The sequence below is a fragment of the Bacillus sp. CGMCC 1.16607 genome, assembly GCF_042683745.1.
In the GTDB taxonomy this organism is placed as follows: Bacteria; Bacillota; Bacilli; order Bacillales; family Cytobacillaceae; genus Pseudoneobacillus.
Genome location: NZ_JBHUJX010000012.1, coordinates 109,991 through 134,355, shown reverse-complemented (window position 1 = coordinate 134,355; position 24,365 = coordinate 109,991). Strand labels below are relative to the sequence as shown.

Annotated in this window: 24 protein-coding genes; 5 read left to right on the top strand and 19 right to left on the bottom strand. The window is 35.9% G+C overall.

The window, feature by feature from the left end; all coding sequences use genetic code 11:
• The first annotated feature begins 95 nt into the window (after nt 1-95).
• Entirely contained in the window at nt 96-776 is a 681-nt protein-coding gene (locus tag ACFSO7_RS07855; protein ID WP_377876753.1) for a hypothetical protein, read from the top strand.
• Nucleotides 777-786: 10 nt separating this feature from the next.
• On the opposite strand, the gene speE is transcribed toward ACFSO7_RS07855, so the two are convergent.
• The 5 genes from speE to ACFSO7_RS07830 all read right to left on the bottom strand — a co-directional run bounded on the left by speE (nt 787) and on the right by ACFSO7_RS07830 (nt 5,509).
• Complete coding sequence (gene speE, locus ACFSO7_RS07850) at nt 787-1,659, bottom strand: polyamine aminopropyltransferase (protein ID WP_377876752.1); 873 nt, start codon at nt 1,657-1,659, stop codon at nt 787-789.
• A gap of 241 nt (nt 1,660-1,900) precedes the next feature.
• Nucleotides 1,901-2,158 (bottom strand): VOC family protein, encoded by a 258-nt coding sequence (locus ACFSO7_RS07845; protein WP_377876965.1) that lies wholly within the window; start codon nt 2,156-2,158, stop codon nt 1,901-1,903.
• A gap of 12 nt (nt 2,159-2,170) precedes the next feature.
• Nucleotides 2,171-2,299, bottom strand: coding sequence for a hypothetical protein (locus ACFSO7_RS07840; RefSeq protein ID WP_377876751.1), 129 nt, complete (start codon nt 2,297-2,299; stop codon nt 2,171-2,173).
• Between the two features lie 230 nt (nt 2,300-2,529).
• Entirely contained in the window at nt 2,530-3,867 is a 1,338-nt protein-coding gene (locus ACFSO7_RS07835) for an MFS transporter (RefSeq protein ID WP_377876750.1), read from the bottom strand.
• A 409-nt stretch (nt 3,868-4,276) separates the two neighbouring features.
• The gene (locus ACFSO7_RS07830) at nt 4,277-5,509 is read right to left on the bottom strand and encodes an MFS transporter (RefSeq protein ID WP_377876749.1); all 1,233 of its coding nucleotides are present in this window, start codon (nt 5,507-5,509) and stop codon (nt 4,277-4,279) included.
• A 132-nt stretch (nt 5,510-5,641) separates the two neighbouring features.
• On the opposite strand from ACFSO7_RS07830, the gene ACFSO7_RS07825 reads away from it, so the two are divergent.
• Nucleotides 5,642-5,998, top strand: a complete 357-nt coding sequence (locus ACFSO7_RS07825; RefSeq protein ID WP_377876748.1) for a winged helix-turn-helix transcriptional regulator — start codon at nt 5,642-5,644, stop codon at nt 5,996-5,998.
• Between the two features lie 471 nt (nt 5,999-6,469).
• On the opposite strand, the gene nadE is transcribed toward ACFSO7_RS07825, so the two are convergent.
• From nadE to ACFSO7_RS07800, 5 genes are read right to left on the bottom strand one after another with little or no spacing between them, the layout of a single operon-like run.
• On the bottom strand, nt 6,470-7,300 hold the full coding sequence (nadE, locus tag ACFSO7_RS07820) for an ammonia-dependent NAD(+) synthetase (protein ID WP_377876747.1): 831 nt from the start codon (nt 7,298-7,300) through the stop codon (nt 6,470-6,472).
• 3 nt (nt 7,301-7,303) lie between these two features.
• Nucleotides 7,304-7,927 carry a nicotinate (nicotinamide) nucleotide adenylyltransferase gene (gene nadD / locus ACFSO7_RS07815; protein ID WP_377876746.1) on the bottom strand — a complete coding sequence of 208 codons (624 nt, stop codon included), beginning with the start codon at nt 7,925-7,927 and terminating at the stop codon, nt 7,304-7,306.
• Between the two features lie 19 nt (nt 7,928-7,946).
• The gene (locus ACFSO7_RS07810; protein ID WP_377876745.1) at nt 7,947-9,428 is read right to left on the bottom strand and encodes a nicotinate phosphoribosyltransferase; all 1,482 of its coding nucleotides are present in this window, start codon (nt 9,426-9,428) and stop codon (nt 7,947-7,949) included.
• Between the two features lie 32 nt (nt 9,429-9,460).
• Nucleotides 9,461-10,012 carry a cysteine hydrolase family protein gene (locus ACFSO7_RS07805; protein WP_377876744.1) on the bottom strand — a complete coding sequence of 184 codons (552 nt, stop codon included), beginning with the start codon at nt 10,010-10,012 and terminating at the stop codon, nt 9,461-9,463.
• Between the two features lie 47 nt (nt 10,013-10,059).
• Nucleotides 10,060-10,863: an NUDIX domain-containing protein gene (locus ACFSO7_RS07800; protein WP_377876743.1), complete on the bottom strand. Its 804-nt coding sequence runs from the start codon at nt 10,861-10,863 to the stop codon at nt 10,060-10,062.
• 181 nt (nt 10,864-11,044) lie between these two features.
• On the opposite strand from ACFSO7_RS07800, the gene ACFSO7_RS07795 reads away from it, so the two are divergent.
• Both ACFSO7_RS07795 and ACFSO7_RS07790 read left to right on the top strand, forming a co-directional pair.
• Nucleotides 11,045-13,225, top strand: coding sequence for a YhgE/Pip family protein (locus ACFSO7_RS07795; RefSeq protein ID WP_377876742.1), 2,181 nt, complete (start codon nt 11,045-11,047; stop codon nt 13,223-13,225).
• A gap of 115 nt (nt 13,226-13,340) precedes the next feature.
• Nucleotides 13,341-13,595 (top strand): YiaA/YiaB family inner membrane protein, encoded by a 255-nt coding sequence (locus ACFSO7_RS07790; RefSeq protein ID WP_377876741.1) that lies wholly within the window; start codon nt 13,341-13,343, stop codon nt 13,593-13,595.
• Between the two features lie 507 nt (nt 13,596-14,102).
• Here ACFSO7_RS07790 and ACFSO7_RS07785 read toward each other — a convergent pair.
• The 6 genes from ACFSO7_RS07785 to ACFSO7_RS07760 form a co-directional block, all read right to left on the bottom strand.
• Nucleotides 14,103-14,777 carry a hypothetical protein gene (locus tag ACFSO7_RS07785; protein WP_377876740.1) on the bottom strand — a complete coding sequence of 225 codons (675 nt, stop codon included), beginning with the start codon at nt 14,775-14,777 and terminating at the stop codon, nt 14,103-14,105.
• A gap of 193 nt (nt 14,778-14,970) precedes the next feature.
• A complete protein-coding gene (locus ACFSO7_RS07780; protein WP_377876739.1) occupies nt 14,971-15,933 on the bottom strand; it encodes an ABC transporter ATP-binding protein in 963 nt (320 codons plus the stop codon).
• A 3-nt stretch (nt 15,934-15,936) separates the two neighbouring features.
• A complete protein-coding gene (locus ACFSO7_RS07775; protein WP_377876738.1) occupies nt 15,937-16,944 on the bottom strand; it encodes an ABC transporter ATP-binding protein in 1,008 nt (335 codons plus the stop codon).
• A gap of 22 nt (nt 16,945-16,966) precedes the next feature.
• Nucleotides 16,967-17,896 carry an ABC transporter permease gene (locus ACFSO7_RS07770; RefSeq protein WP_377876737.1) on the bottom strand — a complete coding sequence of 310 codons (930 nt, stop codon included), beginning with the start codon at nt 17,894-17,896 and terminating at the stop codon, nt 16,967-16,969.
• Entirely contained in the window at nt 17,896-18,825 is a 930-nt protein-coding gene (locus ACFSO7_RS07765) for an ABC transporter permease (RefSeq protein ID WP_377876736.1), read from the bottom strand. Before ACFSO7_RS07765 ends, ACFSO7_RS07770 begins: the two co-directional genes overlap by 1 nt.
• A gap of 75 nt (nt 18,826-18,900) precedes the next feature.
• Nucleotides 18,901-20,643 (bottom strand): peptide ABC transporter substrate-binding protein, encoded by a 1,743-nt coding sequence (locus tag ACFSO7_RS07760; RefSeq protein ID WP_377876735.1) that lies wholly within the window; start codon nt 20,641-20,643, stop codon nt 18,901-18,903.
• A 554-nt stretch (nt 20,644-21,197) separates the two neighbouring features.
• On the opposite strand from ACFSO7_RS07760, the gene ACFSO7_RS07755 reads away from it, so the two are divergent.
• Nucleotides 21,198-21,701 (top strand): acyl-CoA thioesterase, encoded by a 504-nt coding sequence (locus ACFSO7_RS07755; protein ID WP_377876734.1) that lies wholly within the window; start codon nt 21,198-21,200, stop codon nt 21,699-21,701.
• A gap of 54 nt (nt 21,702-21,755) precedes the next feature.
• Here the strand turns inward: ACFSO7_RS07755 and ACFSO7_RS07750 are convergent, their stop codons facing one another.
• The 3 genes from ACFSO7_RS07750 to ACFSO7_RS07740 form a co-directional block, all read right to left on the bottom strand.
• Nucleotides 21,756-22,841, bottom strand: coding sequence for an FAD-dependent monooxygenase (locus tag ACFSO7_RS07750; protein WP_377876733.1), 1,086 nt, complete (start codon nt 22,839-22,841; stop codon nt 21,756-21,758).
• Nucleotides 22,842-22,903: 62 nt separating this feature from the next.
• Entirely contained in the window at nt 22,904-23,641 is a 738-nt protein-coding gene (locus ACFSO7_RS07745; RefSeq protein WP_377876732.1) for a GTP cyclohydrolase II, read from the bottom strand.
• Nucleotides 23,642-23,679: 38 nt separating this feature from the next.
• Nucleotides 23,680-24,252 carry a uracil-DNA glycosylase gene (locus tag ACFSO7_RS07740; protein ID WP_377876731.1) on the bottom strand — a complete coding sequence of 191 codons (573 nt, stop codon included), beginning with the start codon at nt 24,250-24,252 and terminating at the stop codon, nt 23,680-23,682.
• Nucleotides 24,253-24,365 lie beyond the last annotated feature (113 nt).

Genomic DNA, 24,365 nt, shown 5'->3' with positions numbered 1-24,365 from the left:
TTAAATGAGTTAGGATATCCAATAGAAACCAAAATAAATGGCTTTGCATTTAATATTGGAGGATTCAGTTCAATACAATTAGGGGTGTATGATAAATGCCATTAAGATATATTCAGCACAAATACTTGAAATATAATAAAGGCAAAGGATTCATCTGTTGCCACGTGGACGCCTTGCATGCAATGCCTCCAGCGGCCGATCTTTTTACGGATTCAATAGTTGAAAGAATAATAGAAAAAACAGGATGTGCGGGTATTATTGGTACCGTATCAAGGAATATCGTGGATTTGAATCGTTTGCCTAATGGGGAGAATGATGAAGGTATAAAGGAATATCGAAACGCTATAAATGATATCGTTACTTCGTTAGGAATTCTTAATCAAAATAATACAATTATCAAGCCATATCTGCATTTATCCTTCCATGGAATGAAAGACGAACATTATGGTCCATATGCCATTGAAATCGGCACACTTAAGGGGAAATCCTGCTCTCCTGATATAAAAGAATGGCTTCTTTTACATTTAAATAAAATTTGCAAAGAAAAATTCCCTCAGATAAAGATCATTTTGGATAATAAATTTGTAGGGAACCCATCGATCGAATTACATAGATGGGGAGATGGACACTCCTATCTAGGGTATCAGCAAAATTTTCATTCCTTTCAAATTGAAATATCGCGTACATTACGAAAAAAGTATTGTAAAGAGATTAGTGAAATCTACAGTCAAATCATTACTGATTTTCAGAAAGAATTTGTTGAGCCATCTTACTAAACTAGTTACTCTACTCCTCATTAATTATCCTTTTTACGTATTTGGGTAAAGCAAAAGCAGCTAAAAAAACTTCTGGTGTAATATATTGTGTATCTTGTAGCAACTTGCTGAGGTCTGCCTGTAGTGGGTCCCATTTTTTTGAAGCGAGGGTAAAGCTCCAAACACCACATGGAAATAAAGGAATCGTAACTAAATAAGTTCGGACAATGGGAAATAAGCCATTTAAGTTTTTGACTGTTCCTTTTAGTGTGGAAACATTATAATACGGAGAACCTGATTGAAAGACAACTACTCCGTCATCTGTTAAACTATCATAAACATATTGATAAAAATCAGGATTAAATAATTTTTTTCCCGGGCCTACTGGGTCGGGGCGATCAATCATAAGTACATCATACTTGCCTTTATTCTCTTGAATCCATTCATGTCCGTCCTGATGAATCAAGTGGAATCTAGAATCATTTTCATAATATGAAGCAGGGGTTAGCCATTTTCTACAAATATCTGTGACACGCTCGTCTATTTCGATAACATCAATTTGCTCAATTCCCTCGTACTTCATCGTTTCACGCGCATTTCCACAATCCCCACCGCCAATCATTGCTACTTTTTTTGGATTTGGATGGGTAATGATGGGAATATGGCTAATCATTTCATTGTATATAAAGCCTTCTTGTGTTGATATTTGAGGTGTTCCATCTAATGCAAGTATTCTTCCATAGCCTCTAGACTCGACAATACTAATTTCCTGATAAGCTGACTTTTCATAATGTAATAATGTATCAATTTTATAGCCTATTTTAATTTTTGCGTTTGTTACATAGTTCCAAATCCATAGAACTCCATTCTCATCCTTTTTAAAACCGTATAGGGATTTTGCCATCCTTTCACCTTCTTATATTTTTATCTTCTTATTAAAATATGAAAGTGGACCAACCCTTGACATGCACAAACACACAAAACAACATTTAAAAAAGCATCGAATATCATTTCACTCGGATGCTTGTTTTAAATTATTTTACTTTTTTACATCGCACGTGACTTCCGCTACAATCAACTCAGAATGTTAAAGTTAAAGTTTGCTAAAAAGCAACTAACTTTATGAAAGCAACCTTTTTTTGAAGTTATTCTTTTGTAAAATTCAGATCCCATTGAATGCCATTTTTATCTACAATCACGCCGTGTTTGGCTCCCCAGAATGTATCTTGCATTGGCATTTTTACATTTCCGTCTTTAGCAAGCTCGTCGTAAATACGATTGATTTCCTCTTCACTTTCCATATCAAGAACTAGACTAAAATTCTTTCCTATTTTGTACTGTGGATCAGAAAATTCGTAAAAATATAATACACAATCATCGTTTATATGTAATTCGGCATGAATAATTTTGTCTTCTTACCCTTCAAACATTTCGATGCCTGCTCCTGTTTGCAAATTTTTTATTTTTCCACCAAACAAACCCTGATAATACGCTAAAGCGTCTTTACAGTTGTCGATAGAAAAATGCGGAATAATTTTTTTCATTTATTTGTCTCCTTTAGAAAATATGTATTGTATCATATCCAATTTGAACAGTATAACCAATTTTATTTGATAACATGTCCAATTTCAACATTGCCATTTATCCATAGCCTTTTCCATAAATTTGCTACTAAACTAATACAACCTTGTAAAATTATATAATAATGAAGAAACTGAATTAAGAGAGCATAATAGAATATGCTCCCTAAGTTATACAAGTTGTTTTCAGGCTGTTAATGTGACGATGCCAGCACTTCTTTTCCTTCACTTTTCTCGTCATTGCTAATGGCATCTGGTAGTTCATTTTCTAGCCCTCTTACGCGAGGGTTGAGATAGATCAGCACAGATGAGATGGTCCAAGAAAGTCCAATTAAAATGAATAATAATCCAATTCCACGGCCGTCACCAGAGCCTATCAAGCGAGTAAACATCGGTGTGAGGGTGCTATTTTGTACAGCTGGGTCAAGGACTTTTTCAACAATAGGTCCTGCACTAATATACGCAATCGGTGATAGTGAAATGGCGATCATTCTACGTAAGGCGAAAACTCGACCTTGGATGTTTAATGGAACTTTACTTTGCCAGATTGCTTGGCTTGCTGCGTTTCCTACTGGCAATAGGAGAAATAGTAGGAAAACGGATGCTGTAACAAGAATAACAGATTCTTTAAAGCCTGCCATCATGAGGAAGATTCCTCCTAATGCTCCAGAGCCTAGAACGGATAATACTCTTTTCTTTAGTCCACCCCAAGTGCTCATCATGATTCCACCAAGTAGCATACCAACACCGGTTATAGAAAGTGCAACTCCGAGGATCTTCTCATTTGTGAATGATAATAATAATGGCGAGAAAAGGACATTGAAATAGCCTAACAAAAGGTTTGCAATTGCAAAGTAAGTCAGGAAACCTCTTAAACCTGGTCGTTCCCAAATGTATTTCCACCCAAATAAAGCATCTTGAAAAAAGGAAATTTTCTTTGAATCCTTTTCTTCATTACTTAGTTCAGGGAATTTCACAAATAATAACGTGGAAAGAGCTAGTAAAAATGTGATGAAATCAATCAAAAGGATACCTTTTATTCCAATAGAAATGATTAAAAATCCTGCCACTACAGGTGCGAATACGACCGAAAGAGCATCAGCCATTTGCAGCATACCATTTGCACGACCTAGCTGCTCCTTACGTACAAGAAGTGGAATGGTTGCTTGATAGGCTGGCATTTGAAACGAACTAAAGAGTGAAGTAACAGACGCTGCTATGTATAAATGCCAGACCTCAAAAGCATTAAAATAGATTAATAGAAAAATCGTAAGTGTACTTAAACCTGCTACGGTGTCGCTAATGATCATAACCCATTTCCGTTTCCATTTATCAACTATGACCCCAGCAAAAGGAGCAGCTATGATCGCTGGAACACTGGCACACATAATAATTAATGAAAATTGGGTAACTGATCCCGTTTCTTTTAAAATCCAAACCCCAAGTCCAAATGAGGTTAAACCAGAACCTACAACAGATCCTAATTGGCCAAGCCAAATCGTTAAAAATGTCCGAAATGAATATTCTCTCATCGTATTCTCCTTCAGTAGTCTTTTATAACAGACTATATATTTTAATTTATACTATTTAAATAATTTTGAAAATAATAATTCCTCCTGTTCTTTTTTTCCATTATAATCCGCAGAGGTAACACCTACCCCTAGCTTGGTGCTGAATTCTTCTCCATTTCAAGTCGGAAATTTTCTAACTATTTCTCCGTCTAGAGACCTATAAAATAAGAAAAGCGCTTGGCGCCTTGATCAGCCCCGACAAGCAAATGCTTCGAAACTCAGAAGCGTCTTGCTCCTCGAGATCAAATGTTCGAAACCCAAAAAGTTAAAGAACGACTTTCGCGCTAGACAATTTTCTAAGTCCGAAAATGTTATGCTTTATTTAGTATTTAAAAAGTACATGGTGTATTGACCATGTACTCTTCTTAGACTAGTTTGCGATTTTCCTTATAGCAACAGATGTAGCTTCATGTTGTCTTTCAAAAACATAATAAAATAGATAGACAGATAAACCAAAACATATACTTGAAACAGTAAATAGCCACCCATACCCAAAAAAGCTTCCCAATTTTGATACAATTGCCATGCTAATCGGTCCCGCGATACCGATTCCCGCTGTTGAAGCCATAAACCCAGCACTGTTCGTTAAACCGCGTATCGATTCGGGTGTTTTCTGCATTAATATTTTTGACTGAATCGGCATTCTTGCAAATAACAAAGCACGGAAACAAAGGAAACAAACTCCGCATATCCAAATATTGGTGGAAAATCCAAGAATAATTAAACATGGGATAAGAATTGCTTGTAAAGAAAAGAGTATCTTCATTTCACCAAATTTCCTTGTGATATATGGATTAACAAAAATCATAATTACAGTCATAAAGACAGCAGCAGACATAAACAAACTTATTTCTAATGAATTCAGATTAAATCTTGATGCTAAAAACAAATTAATGAAAGGAATCGTGAATCCAGTGCCTATTCCTTCTAATAATTTTACTCCTGTATATGAAAATACATTTTTATTTTCTTTCCAAGAAAAAGATTGACCTTTTGTACTTTTTTGTTTTAGAATTGCACTATTTTTTACTAATAAAAGTGGAATACCACTAATAAAAATGATCGTAGCAGCAGCGAAAATAACCATTTGTAAACTAGTTATTGTTGAGATGGAATATAATCCAGAAAGCTTTTCAGCCACCACACCAGAACTAAGTGTTCCAAAAAACATGAACAGGTTTCCAGTTCCAAAAGCGACACTAAATAACTTCACACGTTCTTCTTCCTTTGAGTACTCAGTTAACAGTGGAACAAACATGGTATTTGTAAATGCCTGGCCAACACCAATCAACACTGCCCAAGCACATAGGAAAAAGATCGATTTTGTTGTTAAACCACCAATAAAACCAATAATTAATATAAGTAACCCTATTTGTAAAACCTTCCGTGGTCCAAAGCGATCAGATAGGATACCACCAACAACAGAAAATATGGCAAATGAAATATAGCTTGTTCCAGTAATTGTACCTATCGTTTTTAAATTTATAAATTCCATTAAATATAAATTATATAAAACTGTATATACGCTTAATCCGAAACAAAATAGGATGTTCCAAAGTAAGATCAACCTAACTGAACGATTAAACTTATTTATTAGATTCATATTTTTAATTCCCCTTTCCTAACTCATCTTAACCAACAGGAACTTTTCCGAACAAGTAGGCACTTTTTTGTATCCAGTTTGATTTATTGATAGTAAAATAATGGCATATATTGAAGAGTGGAGTGACATTCAATGAAGAAAAAATATTATTGTCCTGTCGAGGTCACAATCGATGTCGTCGGAGGAAAATGGAAATCGCGGATTTTATGGCATTTAAGCCATAATAATTATCGATACGGCGAATTGAAAAAATTGATTCCAGAAATCACGAAAAAAATGCTTTCACAAGTATTAAGGGAGCTTGAAAATGATGGAATTATTATTCGAACAGAATATGACGAAAAAGTATTAAGGGTAGAATATGCCTTAACCGAATATGGTCATGAGTTAACACCATATTTGACCTTCATGAGTAATTGGGGAAAGGCTCATTTAGAAAAAATTCGCCAACAATGTTTAGAAATAGCTGAAATAAAGGAAAGCATCTAATGTAACATGATATAATTAGGTATTATCATGTTTATAGCAATTTGCTAGCAGTTTGATATCAATAGAATAGTAGTTTTATATCACAATTTTCTTCAGGTAATTTTGGCGATGTTAACTTAATGAAATAACGCTGTCCCGAAGAGAACAACGTTTGTATATTTTATAAAATTATAAAGCATAATCTATTTAGACTTTGAAATTTGTCTAGCTCCAGCGACTAGTGTACTGTCCCTCTCCTCCTTACGATAAGTCAACATCGAATCGCGCTATCGCTTTTCGTGTTTCCTTTATCTCATGCATCAAAAAGCGTGGCGACTGACCAGCCCCGACAAGCATAAGACGGTCCTGACAAGAAGGTTGCCTTTTACCTTCTTGTCAGGAGTGGCTTATGACCTCGAGGGGCTAGGAGCCGCAGCTAGATTAAGGAACGGACCAGTCCTGTCGTGCGCTAAACGGGCGCTTCCGCTTTTCTTATTTCCACCAATTATCAAAAACCGAAATCGGTGCTTGTCTTTTGTGCTCTGATTTTTTGAACCATGTTTCTATTTTTGTTTTACTATTTTCATTTACTTCTTTACCTTCTAAATAGTCGTCGATTTCATCATATGTTACGCCTAATGCTACTTCATCCGGCAGTTGCGGTCGATCATCTTCTAAATCGGCTGTTGGAACTTTCAAATATAAGTGCTCTGGACAACCGAGTTCTTTTAATAGTTGCTTCCCCTGCCTTTTATTTAGCCTAAAGATAGGAACCATATCAGCAGCGCCATCTCCAAACTTCGTATAGAAACCAGTGATGGCTTCAGCTGCATGATCAGTACCTAAAACGATACCCTTATAAGCACCCGCAATACTATATTGAGTTTCCATCCGATGCCTTGCTTTCACATTTCCTTTTAAAAAGTCAGTTAATTTTTTTCCCATTCCTTTTTCAACAGCTGCAACACTTGCATCTACTGAGTCTTTAATATTTACAACAACTACCTCATCAGGTGAAATAAAACGAATTGCATCTTGACAATCATCTTCATCACCTTGAATGCCATATGGCAATCTAACGGCTATAAATTTATACTTTTCTGTACCTAATTCCCCATTCAGCTCATTCACTGCGATTTGTGCCAGCTTACCAGTTAAGGTCGAATCTTGACCACCAGAAATCCCTAATACCATCGATTCCAAAAACGGATATTTTTTTAAGTAATCCTTCATCATATTTACACTTATTCGAATCTCTTCTTTTGGATCGATAGTAGGCTTTGTCTTTAGCTCGGCAATAACCTTTGTTTGAAAACTACTCATATTTCAATCATGCCTTTCTTTATATAATCCATTGTCTACAATATATTGATAACATGATTCCGGCAATAGATATCTCGGTTCGCCGCCTCGTGAAAACTCTTCTCTTATATAGGATGAACTAATATCCATTGCTAACCCTTTATCCAGTAAATGAAATCTACCGTCATCATGATTTCTTAGCAAAGGTGATTTGGCAATTGTCCCGAGCATATCGATTCCATTTCGAGCCATTATGATGAATTGGTTTCTATTGATTAATTCATCAGACATTCTCCATTGCCCTGCGGATATATCTACTAATAGATCTGCACCCATGATGAAATAAATTTCATCATGGGGAAATTTCGTCTTAAAGTACTCCATTGTATAGTAGGTATAGTGCATACCTGGTAAAACAGTGAGTTCATATGGATCTAATTCAAATTTCGGATTATCCATTATCGCTAATCGAATCATCTCCAAACGGTGCTCATCGGTTATATTAGGTGTTTTGTCTCTTCTCTTTTTAGATGATGGTAGAAAAATAACTTTATCCAGTCGCTTTCGGTGGGCAACAGTAGATGCTGTCCACAAGTGTACATTTGTAATTGGATCAAATGAAGATCCGTATATTCCAATTTTCCCCATTTTTTTGACACCCCCCACATTATTTCTTATTAGCAGCCACTTTCTCTTTTACTTTTTGGATGACAGACATTTTATTGTCCCAGCATTCTTGGCTTAAATCCACTGGATATTCTTCAGGGTTCATGGAGCGCTTATATTCATCCCAAAGAACATTTAAATTTTCTAATGAATATTTTTGAATTTCTATTAGGTCAGGCAATGCATAAACCAATTCTCCATTTACAAAAATATCCTCATGAAGATCTTTTGCTTCAAAATTCGAAACAAATTTACTAATTGACGTATGGACAGGATGAAACATTTTTAAATGATCCTCTTCATTAGGAGTTTCTTTATCAAGGGCAATATAATCGCCCTCTGATCGTTGGCTTATTTTATTAATGATTCGATAAAGTTTTTTCATTCCTGGTGTGGTCACTTTTTCTGGATTGGCTGATATTTTTATCGTATCAACCATCTCACCATTTTCATTTTCAATTGAAACAATTTTATAGACTGCCCCTAATGCTGGTTGCTCGAAGGCTGTTATTAATTTTGTACCGACTCCCCATATATCAATTCTTGCCCCTTGTGCTTTTAGGTGCATGATGGTGTATTCATCTAAATCATTGGAAGCGACAATTTTAGCATCTTTAAAACCTGCATCATCAAGCATTTTCCGTGCTTCCTTAGAAAGATAAGCCATATCTCCACTATCAAGTCGAATACCATCAAATTGCACTTTCCCCTCGAATTCTTTAGCCACACGGATCGCTGCTGGTACGCCAGAACGTAATGTGTCATAAGTATCAACGAGAGGAATGAATACTTTATTCTTTCGATTCGCACAACTTTGTGCGTACTTTGTCATCCCGGTGTAATCATCCATGTAAGCTTGAATCATGGAATGTGCATGGGTCCCAGAAGCAGGAATTCCAAATAATTTACCCGCTCTTAAATTACTTGTTGAATTAAATCCGGCAATAAAAGCTGCTCGAGTTCCCCAGATAGCTGCATCCATTTCATGTGCCCTACGTGTCCCAAATTCCATTGCTTGGTCTGAACCGATAATTTGCTTGATTCGTGAAGCTTTCGTTGCAACGAGCGTCTGATAATTCACGATGTTTAAAAGAGCGGTTTCTAGTAATTGTGCTTCAGCTAGAGTTGACTCAACCTGTAAGATCGTTTCATTTCCAAACACCAATTCGCCTTCTTTCATCGAACGAATTTTCCCCGTAAAGGTAATCCCCTTTAAATATTGCAAAAATTCTTCCTCGTAACCAAATTCATCGCGTAAATATTCGATATCTGATTCTGTAAAACGAAAGTTCTGAACGTATTGGACGATTCGCTCAAGACCTGCAAAAACACCATACCCATTCCCAAAAGGTAGTTTTCTAAAGAATAATTCGAAAACAGCCTTCCGATCCTGAATATCGTCGTGCCAATACGTTTCAACCATATTTACTTGATAAGCATCTGTATGCAAAGCTAAGCTATCATCTGGGTAATATTTCTTCACTGTATTTTCCTCCAATCAATTTTTCAGGAGAATTATTTAATGATGGCATTTAAACAACCTGTAAAATGACCAAGTGCCCATTCATGTCCCTTTTGGTTAAAGCTGGCGACTGCTTTCTCATGGATGATAATTTGAAAACCTTTATTAAACGCATCAATAGCAGTGTGCAGGACACAAATATCGGTGCAAACACCAACTAAATGCACCTCATTAATCGCTCTTTCACGCAATTTTATTTCTAAATCAGTTCCAGCAAAAGCACTATATCTTGTTTTATCTATATAATAAACATTTTCCTTATCCTTATTACGATTGTATACTTCTTCTAGGTTGCCGTATAATTTTCTGCCACCTGAGCCTTTAATATTGTGAGGTGGAAATAGTTTGGTTTCAGGATGATATTCATCACCCTCCAAGTGAAAATCGATAGCAAATACAGTAAAGTCCCCATTTTTAATAAATTCTTCTGTAATTTGAACGATTTCATATTCAATTTCTTGACCAGGCTTTCCACAGGTTAATGCCCCTTTATCAGCAACGAAATCAACGGTGTAATCAATGTTTATCAATGCTCTTTTTGTCATTTTTACCATCTCCTATTATTAAAAATTAATAATCTCTTAATTGTTAATTATGATTTCCCTTGGTAGACGGAAACAAAAGGCTGATAATCGTTGAAACAATACAATTGTGCTGGAGTTTTCGAATATTTGTTTGACTTTTTAGGATTACCGCTACTATCTGTTACTTTTTCAATAAATGGTAAGGTTGGTGCTTTTCTAAAAAATGCAGCATCTAATTTAATCGAAGGGTCATCCAATACTGTTAATAACACACCTTGTAATTCAGAAAGAACGAATTCACCAGGTAAAAAATTCTTCGCTAAGGTTGTTAATGCCATATCTTTTCGTATAAACCAAAGTGCATCTTCGATAATTTGCCGGTGATCAAATGCTAAGTTTAATCCAAATACTTCAGACAATTCAAAGAGTTCAACTTCAGATGCATCATCTGCTGCTTTTCTCTTAGAAAGATATTCTTCCGTTACGATCGCGTAATGAGCATTAGAGATAATCCATCCTCTTGGATCCCTCTCAGGTTTGTCGTACACACCGAAATGTTTAACACGGATCCCTGTTACTCCAGTCTCTTCTTCCAGTTCTCTCTTTGCAGCTTCAAAAGCTGTTTCGGATGGATGTATAAAACCTCCAGGTAAAGCCCATTTTCCCCCTTCAATATTAGGTTCGTCCCCCGCATCTTTTTCAGTTCGTTTTATAAGCATTAATTTCAATGTTTTTGACGGTGGTTTATACATTTCATTTTGTTTAGAAATAATGGTAAAAATAACAATATCGCTTGTATAGCCGTCAGGAGTACGGTACTGACTAGAATCGTACTGATCAATGGCTTTCTGCTCTGATTTGTATTTCCCCATTTTATCGCACCTCATTTATGTAAAATTATTTATAATTAACGATTTGTTAATTATACTTTACCATATATCGTATTCCTTTTCCATTATTTTGTTCTGCTTTTTAATTTCTTTTTTTAGAACCAATTTTATTCCTGTTTTTAGGTCATCATAAGACTTGTATAAAGATGATTGGAGGTTTATGATGAAAGCTTTTCAAGTATTTAATCATGATGTTGCCTACTTTTTAAAAAAGCCTATGCTTATTATTTCCTTTATTGCGATTGCATTTATTCCGATTCTTTATAGTGGTTTTTTAATTAAAGGTTCATGGGATCCCTACAATAATTTAGAAAATCTACCTGTAGCAGTTGTCAATTTAGACCAGGGAGCTATATATCAAGGTAAGTCTATGACAATCGGTAAAGATTTTATAAAAGAATTAAAAAAGACGAAGAATTTTGATTGGAGATTTGTTGATCAAGAAGAAGAAAAAGCTGGAATGGAAAAAAATCGTTACTATGCTAGCGTTACTATTCCAGAAGATTTCTCTGCTGCTGCGACTTCCCTATCAGAACAATCATCAAAGCAAGCAGAAATCATTTACGAATCCAACAGTTATTATAACTTTATTGGCGGACAAATTAGTGAATCCGCGACAAAGGAAATTCGGACAAAGCTTTCGCAAAATCTGACAGAAGCCTATACACGTAGTATTTTTACACAATTTAAAGCATTAGCTACTGGGTTAGACAATGCGAGTAAAGGCGCAACTGAGATTAATACAGGATCAATACAAGTAAGCGATGGCGTTGCAAAAGTTCATACCAATTTAACTACCCTGTCCAATGGAGCAAACAAATTAAATAGTAGTGTAGTTGCACTTCATGACGGTGCATCTAGATTACAAGAAGGGTCAACTAAGGTAAGTTCAGGTGCTAAGGAGCTGGCTAATGGTGTCGAAAAACTATCGACAGCCGGAACGGAGCTCCAACAAGGTTCAACAAAAGCAATCCAGGGGACAGATGTATTAAAATCAGGATTACAATCATATTTTGCAGGTATCAGTCAATTAACTGCCGGTGTTCAAAGTTCAGGTGATGGAATCAATCAGCTTGATAGTGGTCTCACTCGGTCTGTCTCGGCAAGTGAAAATTTAGCGAATGGAAGTTCCAAAGTCGCACTTGGACTTCAGCAATTTATGAATGCAAACCCAGAATTAGCTGCAAACCCAGATTTACAAAAATTATTGAGTGCTAGTCAAGCTGTGTCAACAGGCTCGAAGGAATTACTTTCAGGGCAGAAACAACTTCTTACAGGTAGTCAGTCATTGAAACAGGGATATCAGAAACTAATAGTAGGTAGCCAGAAAGTGAATAGTGGACAACAAGAGTTGCTCCAGGGAGTTGATCAGTTACAAGTTGGACTCCATCAATTAAATGATGGATTGGTACAATACAACTCTCATTTTTCTCAATTAGTCCCTAGTAGTAGCCAACTAGCAAGTGGTTCAGATCAAGTAACAATAGGAATTGTTCAATTACAGAATGGTTTAGGCTCTTTTTCAGATGGAATGGAGAAAATAGCTAATGGTACGAGACAACTTGAAAAAGGAACGGAATCTTTGTATACAGGCACTGTTAAATTAACAGATGGATCTGGTGAATTGGCAAGTAAGTTGAAAGATGCAGCTAGGAAAACTGATAACTTTAAAGCAGATGATCAGATGATTAAATTAATGGCACAGCCAGTCAAAATTAAAGCAAATGATGATCGTAAAATTAAATTGTATGCAAAGGGAATCGCCCCTTACTTCATTTCCATTGCGCTGTTTGCTGGTTCCCTTGTATTTACAACCGTTTTTTCTGCACGAAATTCAACTGTTGAAGGTGCCACAGGCTTCCGATTATTTGTAAGTAAAATCCTTACATTTGGTTTAATGAGTGTCGCACAAGCAATACTCGTATGCACCATTCTCGTGTTTATTCTAGGATTTAAAGTACAAAATCTCGGATTGTTTTATCTTTTCACTTTACTTGTTGCCTTGACCTTTATGTTTGTGATCCAAGGTATCGTCACTTGGTTAGATTTGCCTGGACGTTTTGTTGCTTTAGTTGTGATGATTTTACAACTCACCTCTAGTGCAGGCACTTTCCCACTGGAACTTTTGCCAAAATGGGCACAAGCCCTAAACCCTTGGCTACCAATGACCTATAGTATAAGAGGTTTTAAAGATATCATTTCGAGTGGTAATTTTGTAGATTTACGGACTGAAATGCTCGTATTAAGTATTTTTATGATCGTTTTTGTTTTAGTGACACTTGTCTATTTTTTGAAAAAGCAAATTGGAGACTCGGAAGAACAAGTAATGCCGGTAAAAATATAAATATTGTAGTGCCCCCACTTTAATGTGGGGGTGATATTTTTTTCGACTACAAAGAAGGAAATTTACATTGAATATTGAATATACTTAAAGTAATTATTTAATGGAGGTTATTAGAATGCAAAAATATAGACGTAGAAATACTCCGGCATTCACCGTCTTATCTTATTTTACTTTATTCGCAGGTGTTGTTATGTTTTGTCTAGGGCTATACAACGAAGATAGTCTCGAACTTAACGAGAAAGGCTATTATATTGCGGTAATGATCCTTGTGGCAGTTGGGGCCATTTTAACACAGAAAGTAACAAGAGATAATGCCGAAGATAACGATATGATCGCTGAGCAGGAACGTAAGCAGAATTTATCTAATTAAGAGATGCTTATTTTAAATGAGAGATTGATACTAGAAAGAAGCACTTTTTTGTGCTTCTTTTTTCATGATTATTATGAAAGATATTGACTTAGAGCATTCTAAACGGACAAGGATAAATTATTTTAATATATACATCGATTTTTTAATACACGCGGTCACTAAAGTAGGTTAATTACTAAAAATGTTTAGGAAATAATTGACTTTCAACATAATAAGGGAACCGGTGTCCTTAAGCTTAAAAAATCACTTATTTCTTCAAAATTAAAGGATCAACTTTTCACCGAATTCTGATAATCGACCAATCTCACAGCGTATACCGACACTATTTTCATACATCTATTAATTTTTTACACGGATTGACACATACGCACCAAAATTGTCTAATTCTGCGCTTTCCCGAGAAATAATCGAATATTCTAAAAAATAAATCCCCATAGCCTATCTTATATTTAGACAAAAATGGGCGTAACCGTATAACATGGCTCGCTCCCATTTTTATAAATTTATTTATCTTTCTATATCAGCTAATATGATATTTATAGTATTTTCATCTGATTCAAAACGGATGCTTTCGTTTTCTTGTATTTGCAAGTTGAAGCCTTTGTAGGTCAGTTGATCATGTGGGGCATCCATTTTATTCAATGCTTTATTTTCAAGTGAATAATATTGCCCTGGTAAAGAAATTTCGTCATCCCACTCCCTGGAGCGTACTAAGAATAAGATATTATTCTTGTCTTTCCATAATTGCATCTTTTTATGAACAGTTGCTAAGTTGGAAAAAAACTCATCTGCATTCATCTGATTGTCATACTGTGGCCATTCCTCGTGCGTTTCTAACCAAATGGTTACCCCAACATTTTGCGCTTTTGGACAATTTACACAATATTGGTGATTTAAAACAGTAAATTTATTTTCTTTTTTTTCGATAAGTTTTAATTTTATTGATTCAATATTTCCAGTATGATCTAACACCAAATTAAAATCTTCTAATTTAGCAGCAGAGGATATTTTATTTTCCTTTTTAAAAGTTTTCCAACTTTCCACGATGTTCGTATCCTTTAAATTTTCCTTTGTAAATAGCGGTGTTTCCTCTGCTTTTAATTCCTTCTTATTTACCATTCCGACTACTAAGCCTAATAATAAAATAAAACCAATAACCCCATACCATAATTTCTTCTTCACAAATTTCTCTCCTTTAATATGTTAACAGTTGTAATATCAATGAACTTCGAAAATTGTCCAGTTCAAGGGGCTGAACAAGGCGCTTACGCTTTTCCAATTACTATTATGGACAATTTGGAAAAATGGGTCAATTCGAAACTATTAAAATATACAAAAAACGCCATCTTTTCGGATAGCGTTTTATTGCACTGAATTAATTATATAGATGACAGGCTGTGAAATGTCCTTCTTTTACTTCTTTCCATTCTGGTATACTCGATTCGCAGATGTCCATTTTACTTTTACACCTTGTCCGAAATACACAGCCGCTTGGCGGATCGATTGGACTTGGAACTTCTCCCTCTAATACAATTCTTTCTCTTTTAATCATCGGGTCAGGTATTGGAACGGCTGAGAGTAAAGCTTGTGTGTAAGGATGTAATGGTTCACGGTAAAGCGAGTCACTATCTGTTAACTCAACCATATTTCCTAAATACATGACTAAAATCCGATCAGAAATGTATTTAACCATCGACAAATCATGGGCAATAAAGAGATAGGTTAAGTTCATTTTATCTTGCAAGTCTTTTAATAAATTTACAACTTGTGCTTGTATAGATACATCAAGTGCTGAAATTGGTTCGTCACATACTATGAACTTAGGGTTTAATGCCAATGCCCTTGCAATACCGATTCTTTGCCTTTGTCCACCGCTAAATTCATGTGGGAATCGACTAATATGCTCGGCCTTTAAGCCAACTAATTCTAACAGTTCGATAATTCTAGCTCTTCTTTCGGCCCCTTTTACCACCTTATGTAAATCAAGGGGTTCACCAATAAGATCCTCAACTGTCATTCTCGGATTTAAGGAGGAGTAAGGATCCTGGAAAATAATTTGCATGTCTTTTTTTAATTTATTGAGAGCTTTTCCTTTTAATTTGAAAATATTCTCTCCATTAAATAGTACCTCTCCACCTGTCGCCTCATGCATACGAATAATCGTTTTTCCTGCAGTCGACTTTCCACATCCACTTTCCCCTACTAAACCAATGGTTTCACCTGGGTAAATCGTTAAACTAACATCATTTACGGCTTTTAATTCTTTACCCGAAACTTTATAATACTTTTTCAAATTTTTAATTTCTAATAATGGTTTATTCGCTTGTATAACGGACATTCATTACCCTCCTTTCACCTTTGCTGCAGCAGCTTGAGCAAGTGGATGGTGCAGCCAGCATGCTGATTCTTGTGTTCCCCGTATATTTTCTAAGCTCGGCTGATAATCCTTGCAAACCTTCATCGCATATTCACACCTTGGATAAAAAGAACAACCCTTCGGTGGATCTAACAAATCAGGAGGACTTCCAACTATCGAATACAATCTATTTCCACGGTCCATATCTAGTCGAGGTACTGATTTCATCAATCCCTTTGTATATGGATGTGTTGGATTACTGAAAATTTCTTCTACTGTGCCCGACTCCACTACTTCTCCAGCATACATAACAATCACTTTGTCACACACTTCTGCTACCACACCTAAATCATGGGTGATTAAAATAATGGAGGTATTCGTTTCTTTTTGAAGATTTTTCATCAAACTTAATATTTGGGCCTGTATCGTTACATCTAGGGCAGTCGTTGGTTCGTCGGCAATAATTAACTGTGGGTCGCAAGCTAATGCCATGGCAATCATGACCCTTTGCCTCATCCCACCTGAAAATTCATGTGGATAATGCTTCAAACGATTTTTCGCATTGGGAATTCCTACTTTCTCAAGTAGTTGAATTGCATGTCCAAGGGCTGCCGATCTTGATAACCGTTTATGTTTAACCAAACCCTCGATTAATTGATCCCCAATTTTACTTGTTGGATTAAGGGAAGACATTGGATCTTGGAAAATCATACTGATTTGATTTCCGCGGATAGATCTCATTTCATTTTCAGAACAGGTTAATAAATCCTTATTGTGGAATAATATTCTCCCTTCTTTATATTTCGCAGGAGGTGTTGCAAGCAATTTCATTATCGATTTAGCTGTAACACTTTTTCCACAGCCAGACTCCCCGACGATCGCTACGGCTTCCCCTTTATTCACAGTAAAAGTAACCCCTCGTACAGCTTTTACCTCACCTGCATACGTATTGAAGGACACATGTAAGTTTTCCACTTGTAAAAGTTTCTCCATCATCATCACCTCCATCTTTCTATTAATTTCTTAATTTTGGATCTAAAGCATCTCTTAATCCATCTCCGAATACATTAAAAGCGAACATCGTGATTGAGATTAATAATGCTGGTATTGCTAATTGATAGAAATTCCCTACTAAAATACTACTTAAAGAATCACTTGCCATTGTTCCCCAACTAGCCTGTGGTGCAGGAATTCCTAATCCGAGAAAACTTAAAGTGGCTTCCGCAAAGATGGCAGTAGGAACGGTTAATGTTACATTGACGAGTATTGGTCCCATCGTGTTCGGGATCATATGTTTTCTTAATTTCCATCCGGTTGGTGCACCCATTGCGCTTGCGGCATGAACGTAATCAAGCTCTTTAAGTTGTAAAACTTGACCACGAACAAGTCTTGCCATCGGAATCCAACCTGTAATTGTCATGGCAATAATAATCGGCCATAAACCTCTTTCGAGCACAATCATCATTAAAATAACCATTAATAAATACGGAATTGAAAATAATACTTCAGCTAATCTCATCATGAAATTATCTGTTTTTCCACCACGGATAGCTGACACACCGCCATAAATAATCCCTACGACAAAATCAATAAGAGCAGCCATTAAACCGATAAATAAGGAAATTCTTGCTCCATACCAAGCACGGGTAAATAGGTCCCGACCGGAAGTGTCTGTCCCAAACCAATGATCTGCATTTGGCCGTAAATTTTTCCTAGTAAAGTCTTGTTCGTAATAGGTATATCCGCTAATATGTGGTCCAATGATCGCCATGATTACTAATAACATAATAATCATAAGCCCAAACATGGCTAATTTATTTTCTTTTAAACGCCTCCATGTATCTTTCCAATAAGAAATACTTGGTTTGGCAATTTTTTCCGAATCTTTGAAGTTGTCCGTTACAGGGGTAAACAGATCTTCTGTCAATTTGAGTTGTTTTTCCATTATTTACTTTCCCCCGTTACTTTAATTCTTGGATCAATCCATGTATAAGCGATGTCCACGATCAGTATAAGAATAATTAAGACGACACTGTATAAAATAGTGGATCCTAATATGACCGGATAATCTCGGTTAAAAATTCCTTTTACAAATAACTCACCGATTCCAGGAACACCAAATATCATTTCGACAATAAAGCTACCGGTAACTAAATTAGCTGTTATAATACCTAGAACAGTAACAACAGGTAGGATGGCATTTTTTAATGAATATTTAATTAAAATAAATCCTCTACTTAATCCTTTTGACTTAGCAGTGATCAGATAATCTTGGTTTAATACCTCTAACATGCTAGAACGCATTAATCTAGCAATATAGGCCATCGGTAACATCGCTAAACTAAGTGTTGGAAGAACAGTATGCTTCCAGGATTGCCATGTAGCAACCGGGAATAGTCTCCATTCTACAGCTAAGAAGTTAATTAAAAAGGTGGCTAGAATAAAACTTGGAACTGAAATTCCAATAATCGCTAGAACCATTGCAAAGTAATCTGGCCATTTATTTCGGTTTAAAGCAGCAATTACTCCTAAGATAAGGCCAAAGCAGATGGCAACTAGTAGAGCCTGAATCCCAAGCTGCATGGAAACGGGAAAACCTTTTACAAGATAATCATTTACTGTCAGTGTGGAAGATTTTAGAGATGGTCCAAAATCAAATTGGGCGATTTGTTTGAGATAAAGTCCATATTGAACGTACAGTGGCTCATCTAAATTATAAAAGGATCTAAGATTTTGATAGACTGCCTCAGGCATCGTACCTTCTCTTGCAAATGGATCCCCTGGTATGCTGTGCATAATAATGAACGTAATCGTTATAATTGCCCATATGGTGACTAAGGCCCAAAGAATACGCTGTACGATAAATTTGAGCATATTAACCCCTTCTTTCTAACAAAGGGCCGGGGTATGCAAAAGACCCGCACACCTCGACCTCATTAGGTTTAAATATTACTTGATATCCGCATATTTAAATTGTGGTTGTCGGTTAATTAAAGTATAGACACCAGTGACATTATCTTTATAAACATGTGGTCTAGTATAATAATAGACTGGGATAATCGGCATTTCGTCCATTAGAATTTGCTCTGCTTTATGCATAGCATCCATACGTTCTGTTACATCCATCGTTTGTTTCGCTTTATTAACTAAAGCATCGTATTCTTTATTAGAGTAGTTTGCATCGTTATATGGTCCATCTGTTAACCAAAGATCTAAATAAGTCATTGGGTCAACATAGTCACCAATCCAACCAGCACGGCTGATCATATACTCGCCAGCTTTTTCACGATCAAGTTTCACTTGGAATTCAACGTTTTCTAATACGAGATTTTCTAGGCCTAAATTTTTGCGCCACATTTCTTGTACAGCCTCAGCAATTACTTTATGAATCTCGTTTGTATTATATAATAGAGTCACTTTAGGGAATTCCTTTAATCCTTCTTCAGCTAATCCTTCTTCAAGTAGCTTTTTAGCTTCATCAACGTTTTCTTCAAATAATGCACCAGCATTTTCTCTGAAGTCACCAGAAACATCTGGCATTCCTGGAGGAACGACACCGTATGCTGGCATTTGACCACCTTGCGCCACATGCTCAACAATTGTTTGACGATCGATTGCCATACTTAATGCTTTACGCACTTTTGGATTATTAAACGGTTTCTTATCGGAATTTAAATTATAGTAGTAAGTAGAAAGTTCTGCTGCATTATGGAAATCTGGAGCATTTTCTGCAATCAGCTTTCCAGTAACTTCTGATGGAAGTTGATCTAATAAATCAATATCACCTGTTTGATACATTTGCCAAGCAGTATTGTTATCTTCGATGACATACAAGAACACTTCATCTAAGTTCACTTTTGAAGCATCATAATAGCTTTCATTTTTAGCTAAAGTGATACTTTCTTTATGTTTCCATTCCTTTAAAAAGAATGGTCCGTTAGAAACAAATGTTGATGCTTCTTTGTACCAATCTGGGTTATTTGCAGCTACTGTTTTGTTAATTGGGTAGTAAGTGTAAAATGAAGTTAAGTCTAAGAAGTATGGAGTGGCTTGCGCTAGTTTAATCTCTAATGTTTGGTCATCTAATGCTTTTACGCCTACTTTATCTCTTGCTGGTTTAAGCTGGTCTTCAGAAATCACAGGCTTCGCAGGCGGCTCTTTACCATCTTTCTCTGCTTGTGCTACCTCTTCATTATATTTTTCTAAAACATCGGCACCAACATTGTTGAATTCTTGGCCACCTTCTAAGTAATATAACTGATACGCGTAAGAGGAAGCTGAGTTCGGATCAAGGGCAAATTTCCAAGCATATTCAAAATCTCCTGCAGTTACCGGATCACCGTTAGACCATTTCATTCCATCTTTTAAATGGAATGTCCATGTCAGTCCGTCTTCACTAGTTTCCCATGAATCGGCCATCCCTTTTGCGATCGTGCCATCTGGCGCTTTAACTGTTAGACCTTCAAATACATGGTCGATAACCCATGAATCATGAGTTCCTTCGGCCAGACCTGGATGTAGAGCACCCGGCTCTGAATGATTATTTGTACGAAGGACTTTCTTTTCATCCTTTACCTCTTCTTTTGGATCTTCCTTTTTATCTGAGTCAGTTTTTTCAGTTGTCGTACATCCTGCTAAAACTAATATCAACGTAAAAAAGATAGACATGAATAGATTTCTTTTTGTCTTCAAATTAAAACCCCCTATAACTTACTATTTCTAATATTCAGACAGATGACACCAAAAAAAAACAAAATTACCACTTTCCTCCTTTCATTCTATTATTCTTATATCATATACTCCCAAGAATTGAAAGTAAAGATATGGTTGAATACCAGTACAAAAATATATTTAAAATTCAGATAAAATATGCCAAAATATAGATTGAAATATGACTTATGACTGGTAAATATCTTGGTATGACAAAGAATCAGATCTAAAAATTGTATGAATTATGTAACAATATTTTTAGAATTGTATACAGAGGCTGATTAAAACAAAAAATAGTTACTGATAGAATTCCGATTCTATGCGAAAGGATTTTTTTTATTAAAAAGTCACAAAAAAAGATAAGAAGTTAGCGACCATTTTTTTCAATCAGTAAGATTTTTCTAAAAAAAATACAAATAAATCATAGATTATTCCTCTAAAGGCGTATTTACCATTTGCTTTAAGTTTTTTTCGATACAATTGAATTGTGTATAATATAATATTATCGACCTAAACAAAGAAAAGAGGATTAAATTATGACAATGAGTAAACCATGTTCAGAATCAAGAGTGTTTCAAACAAACAGAGTGTTGCCTCCAGATACAAATAACCATCAAACATTGTTTGGTGGAAAATTGATGGCATCCATCGATGTGGTTGCTTCCATTTCGGCAGCAAAACATTGCCGTTCTGAATGTGTCACTGCATCCATGGATTCAGTTGATTTCTTGCATCCGATACGTCCAACTGATGCCGTCCATTTGGAATCCTTCGTTACATATACAGGTAGTAGTTCTATGGAAGTATTTGTTAAGGTAATAGCAGAACATCTTATTACTGGAGAAACAAAAGTAGCAGCCACAAGCTTCATCACCTTTGTTTCTTTAGATGAACATGGTAAAACGAAAAAAGTTCCATCCGTGTATCCCGAAACAGAAGAAGAAAAATACTTATTCGACTCTGCTCAAGATCGCATGAAGCTACGTAAAGATAGAAGAAAATTAAGTATTTATCTGGCTGAACAGATTGAGAAATATTAAAAAAAAAGATAGAGGTTCATTCTGTAGAATGTGTCTCTATCTTTTTAATAATTATCATTTAAAATTCTCATAGAACGAAGCTTCACGTTTTAGCTGTTCTTGCTGCAATTTTTCAATCGGTTCTCGCCGTATGTATTCGAAAGTTTTTAGTTGTTTCATACTAAAATCATTATTTTGAATAGCATTTTTTAAAATTTCAACAAGAACATCTGCATCTTTTAGAGCGCTATTTACTCCAATCGCACCAGTTGGACTCATCGTATGCGCAGCGTCACCCATAATGATTAATCCATCTTTCACCCAAGTTTCACATCGACAACTTTGAACTTTTAACAGTACAAAATCTTTACAAGAAAGAATATGTTGACGAATGGTGTCGGATAACTCTGGAAATGCTGATATAAGTTGTTTAATAAATGGTTCATATGGCTCTTTCTTTAGACTTGAATAGGAATCTTCTTCAATATTCCACCCTATTTGAATATAACCACCTGTTTGAGTAAATAATGCTAATTGATTTCCTTCAACCAACGCAAACCGTATTGTTGGCTCCCAGTTTTCCGGACTACGAATTTTTGCCCAGAGTAAATCATATCCATGTTGAATAATTGTAGTTGAAATATTAGCTAATTTCCTTACAGTAGAAAATCGTCCATCCGCTCCAATTATTACAGAACTATAGATCGTGATCACTTCATCATTCTTAAGGGCTTTAACACCTATATACTTACCTTTTTCATCCTGAATCAATTCAATTACTTTTGTTCCAAGCATCGATTGATAGGATTCCAGTTTAGCTGACTCATTATAAATAACGCTTAGCAAATGATTCTGTGGAACATGGATTCCAACATGCTCATTCCCTGCTTCAGGAGTGACAATTTTAATTATTTCCCCCTGTTCCCAATATTCAATTCTCTTCATTAGAAGTAATCCGAGGTCTTTTATTTTTTCGTACAAATTATATTTTTTAAATATTTGTTCTCCCACTTCATTTAAGTGTTCGCCTCGAAATTCCTTATCAATTCCTTCATGTCTTTCCAAAAGGATTGTTGATATATTCTGTTTGGCTAATAAGAAAGCCAATAGTGCTCCCCCAGGTCCTCCACCTACAATACAAACATCAACTTGTTTGTTCATTTCTTCCCACCTGCCAATTTTCCATTACTCAGCTTCAAATATAGGGTATACATCTACCCTACCTACCTTTCATCCGACTGTTCCCCTTCAAAATGACCAGATCGTTTAATTTTCGTTTGGAGATACTTTTCATTGTACACCGATTTATCTCCCCATAGCGGTTCGCGGCTTGAAACATTTAAACCTGCGTCCTGTAGAGCTTTTAATTTCTTTGGATTATTAGTAATTAAAGTTACTGGCTTCGAGCGAAGTTTTTTCAACACACCAATCGCATCTTCGTAATTTCGTGAGTCATCGACAAATCCTAATGCAAGATTTGCTTCCACAGTATCTAAACCTTCCTCCTGTAAAACATAAGCCATTGCTTTACTAAATAAGCCTATTCCCCTTCCTTCATGATTTGCTAAATAAAACAGCGCTCCTACCCCATACTCGGTAATCATTTTCATCGATTGCTTCAATTGATAGCCACAATCACAGCGTTTGCTACCAAAAATATCGCCTGTGTGGCAAATGCTATGCATTCTTATAAAAGCATTCTCCTCATGCGCGAAATCTCCGTAAACCAATACACTTGATTGCTGCATTTCTGCTAAATTTACGGAGGACAATTTTTCAATAATCCGTTCTATATTGTCAGTTACTTCATCACAACGTAACCAACAATACCATTGAAACACCTTTGTTTCACCGTATAAATTAACCGGTAATTTGATTGGACCAACTAAATAGATTGCTTTTTCATTGTGGATCAATTGAATCTTATCTTTTAAAATGGATTTTGCTTGATTTGAAAGCATTGATTTCCTCCTGCTACATGGATGAATTTAAAATTGTATTATTTAAGTTGGTACTGATTCGCGACAAATTTCCAATCTTCCTGAAAAGTAGTCCATAAGTTGGGACGACGTCTTACAGCTAAAGGATGATAAGCGACGGCAGTTCGATAACCTTTTATATGGTGAACCTTGCCACGTAATGTTTTTACCTCTGCTTCAGTGTTTTGAAAAAAAGATTGAACCGCAACATTCCCTAAACATAGGATAAAAGATGGCTGCTTGTCCGCAAGTTGTTGGTCTAAATGGCCCATACAGATTTGGCGCACTCTTTCCTTATCGTATGCTCTAACTGGCCTTCGTTTTAAAATATAGGTGACGTAGAGATCATCCCTTGTGAAACCAGCATAACTTGCGGCTTGTTGTAAAGCTTGCCGTGTCCCACAAAGAATTGAGTTTCCTTCACGGTCTTCTCGGGCTCCAGGATTATCAAGAATAACCATAATCGGTGCATTTGGATTTCCTTCTCCCCACACCATCCGAGATCCATGCTGATCAAGTCCACAGTCACCGCATGTTTTTAAATGATCTGGGGTTGGCTCCTCTGGCCAAAGTACTGGGCAAAAATCTGACATCCCTTTTCCCCTTCCACCTTTAAAATAGTATACAATTAGTGTATCCGATACGATCAAGATTCATTATCACATTGAAGGGAGATATGAAAACACCGCAGAAATTCAATAAATAC

Bases quoted from the DNA above. Each gene is read 5' to 3' on its own strand.
- ACFSO7_RS07855 (WP_377876753.1), top strand. From the start codon at position 96: ATGCCATTAAGATATATTCAGCACAAATACTTGAAATATAATAAAGGC.
- speE (WP_377876752.1), bottom strand. From the start codon at position 1,659: ATGGCAAAATCCCTATACGGTTTTAAAAAGGATGAGAATGGAGTTCTA.
- ACFSO7_RS07840 (WP_377876751.1), bottom strand. From the start codon at position 2,299: ATGAAAAAAATTATTCCGCATTTTTCTATCGACAACTGTAAAGACGCT.
- ACFSO7_RS07835 (WP_377876750.1), bottom strand. From the start codon at position 3,867: ATGAGAGAATATTCATTTCGGACATTTTTAACGATTTGGCTTGGCCAA.
- ACFSO7_RS07830 (WP_377876749.1), bottom strand. From the start codon at position 5,509: ATGAATCTAATAAATAAGTTTAATCGTTCAGTTAGGTTGATCTTACTT.
- ACFSO7_RS07825 (WP_377876748.1), top strand. From the start codon at position 5,642: ATGAAGAAAAAATATTATTGTCCTGTCGAGGTCACAATCGATGTCGTC.
- nadE (WP_377876747.1), bottom strand. From the start codon at position 7,300: ATGAGTAGTTTTCAAACAAAGGTTATTGCCGAGCTAAAGACAAAGCCT.
- nadD (WP_377876746.1), bottom strand. From the start codon at position 7,927: ATGGGGAAAATTGGAATATACGGATCTTCATTTGATCCAATTACAAAT.
- ACFSO7_RS07805 (WP_377876744.1), bottom strand. From the start codon at position 10,012: ATGACAAAAAGAGCATTGATAAACATTGATTACACCGTTGATTTCGTT.
- ACFSO7_RS07800 (WP_377876743.1), bottom strand. From the start codon at position 10,863: ATGGGGAAATACAAATCAGAGCAGAAAGCCATTGATCAGTACGATTCT.
- ACFSO7_RS07795 (WP_377876742.1), top strand. From the start codon at position 11,045: ATGAAAGCTTTTCAAGTATTTAATCATGATGTTGCCTACTTTTTAAAA.
- ACFSO7_RS07790 (WP_377876741.1), top strand. From the start codon at position 13,341: ATGCAAAAATATAGACGTAGAAATACTCCGGCATTCACCGTCTTATCT.
- ACFSO7_RS07780 (WP_377876739.1), bottom strand. From the start codon at position 15,933: ATGTCCGTTATACAAGCGAATAAACCATTATTAGAAATTAAAAATTTG.
- ACFSO7_RS07775 (WP_377876738.1), bottom strand. From the start codon at position 16,944: ATGGAGAAACTTTTACAAGTGGAAAACTTACATGTGTCCTTCAATACG.
- ACFSO7_RS07770 (WP_377876737.1), bottom strand. From the start codon at position 17,896: ATGGAAAAACAACTCAAATTGACAGAAGATCTGTTTACCCCTGTAACG.
- ACFSO7_RS07765 (WP_377876736.1), bottom strand. From the start codon at position 18,825: ATGCTCAAATTTATCGTACAGCGTATTCTTTGGGCCTTAGTCACCATA.
- ACFSO7_RS07755 (WP_377876734.1), top strand. From the start codon at position 21,198: ATGACAATGAGTAAACCATGTTCAGAATCAAGAGTGTTTCAAACAAAC.
- ACFSO7_RS07750 (WP_377876733.1), bottom strand. From the start codon at position 22,841: ATGAACAAACAAGTTGATGTTTGTATTGTAGGTGGAGGACCTGGGGGA.
- ACFSO7_RS07745 (WP_377876732.1), bottom strand. From the start codon at position 23,641: ATGCTTTCAAATCAAGCAAAATCCATTTTAAAAGATAAGATTCAATTG.
- ACFSO7_RS07740 (WP_377876731.1), bottom strand. From the start codon at position 24,252: ATGTCAGATTTTTGCCCAGTACTTTGGCCAGAGGAGCCAACCCCAGAT.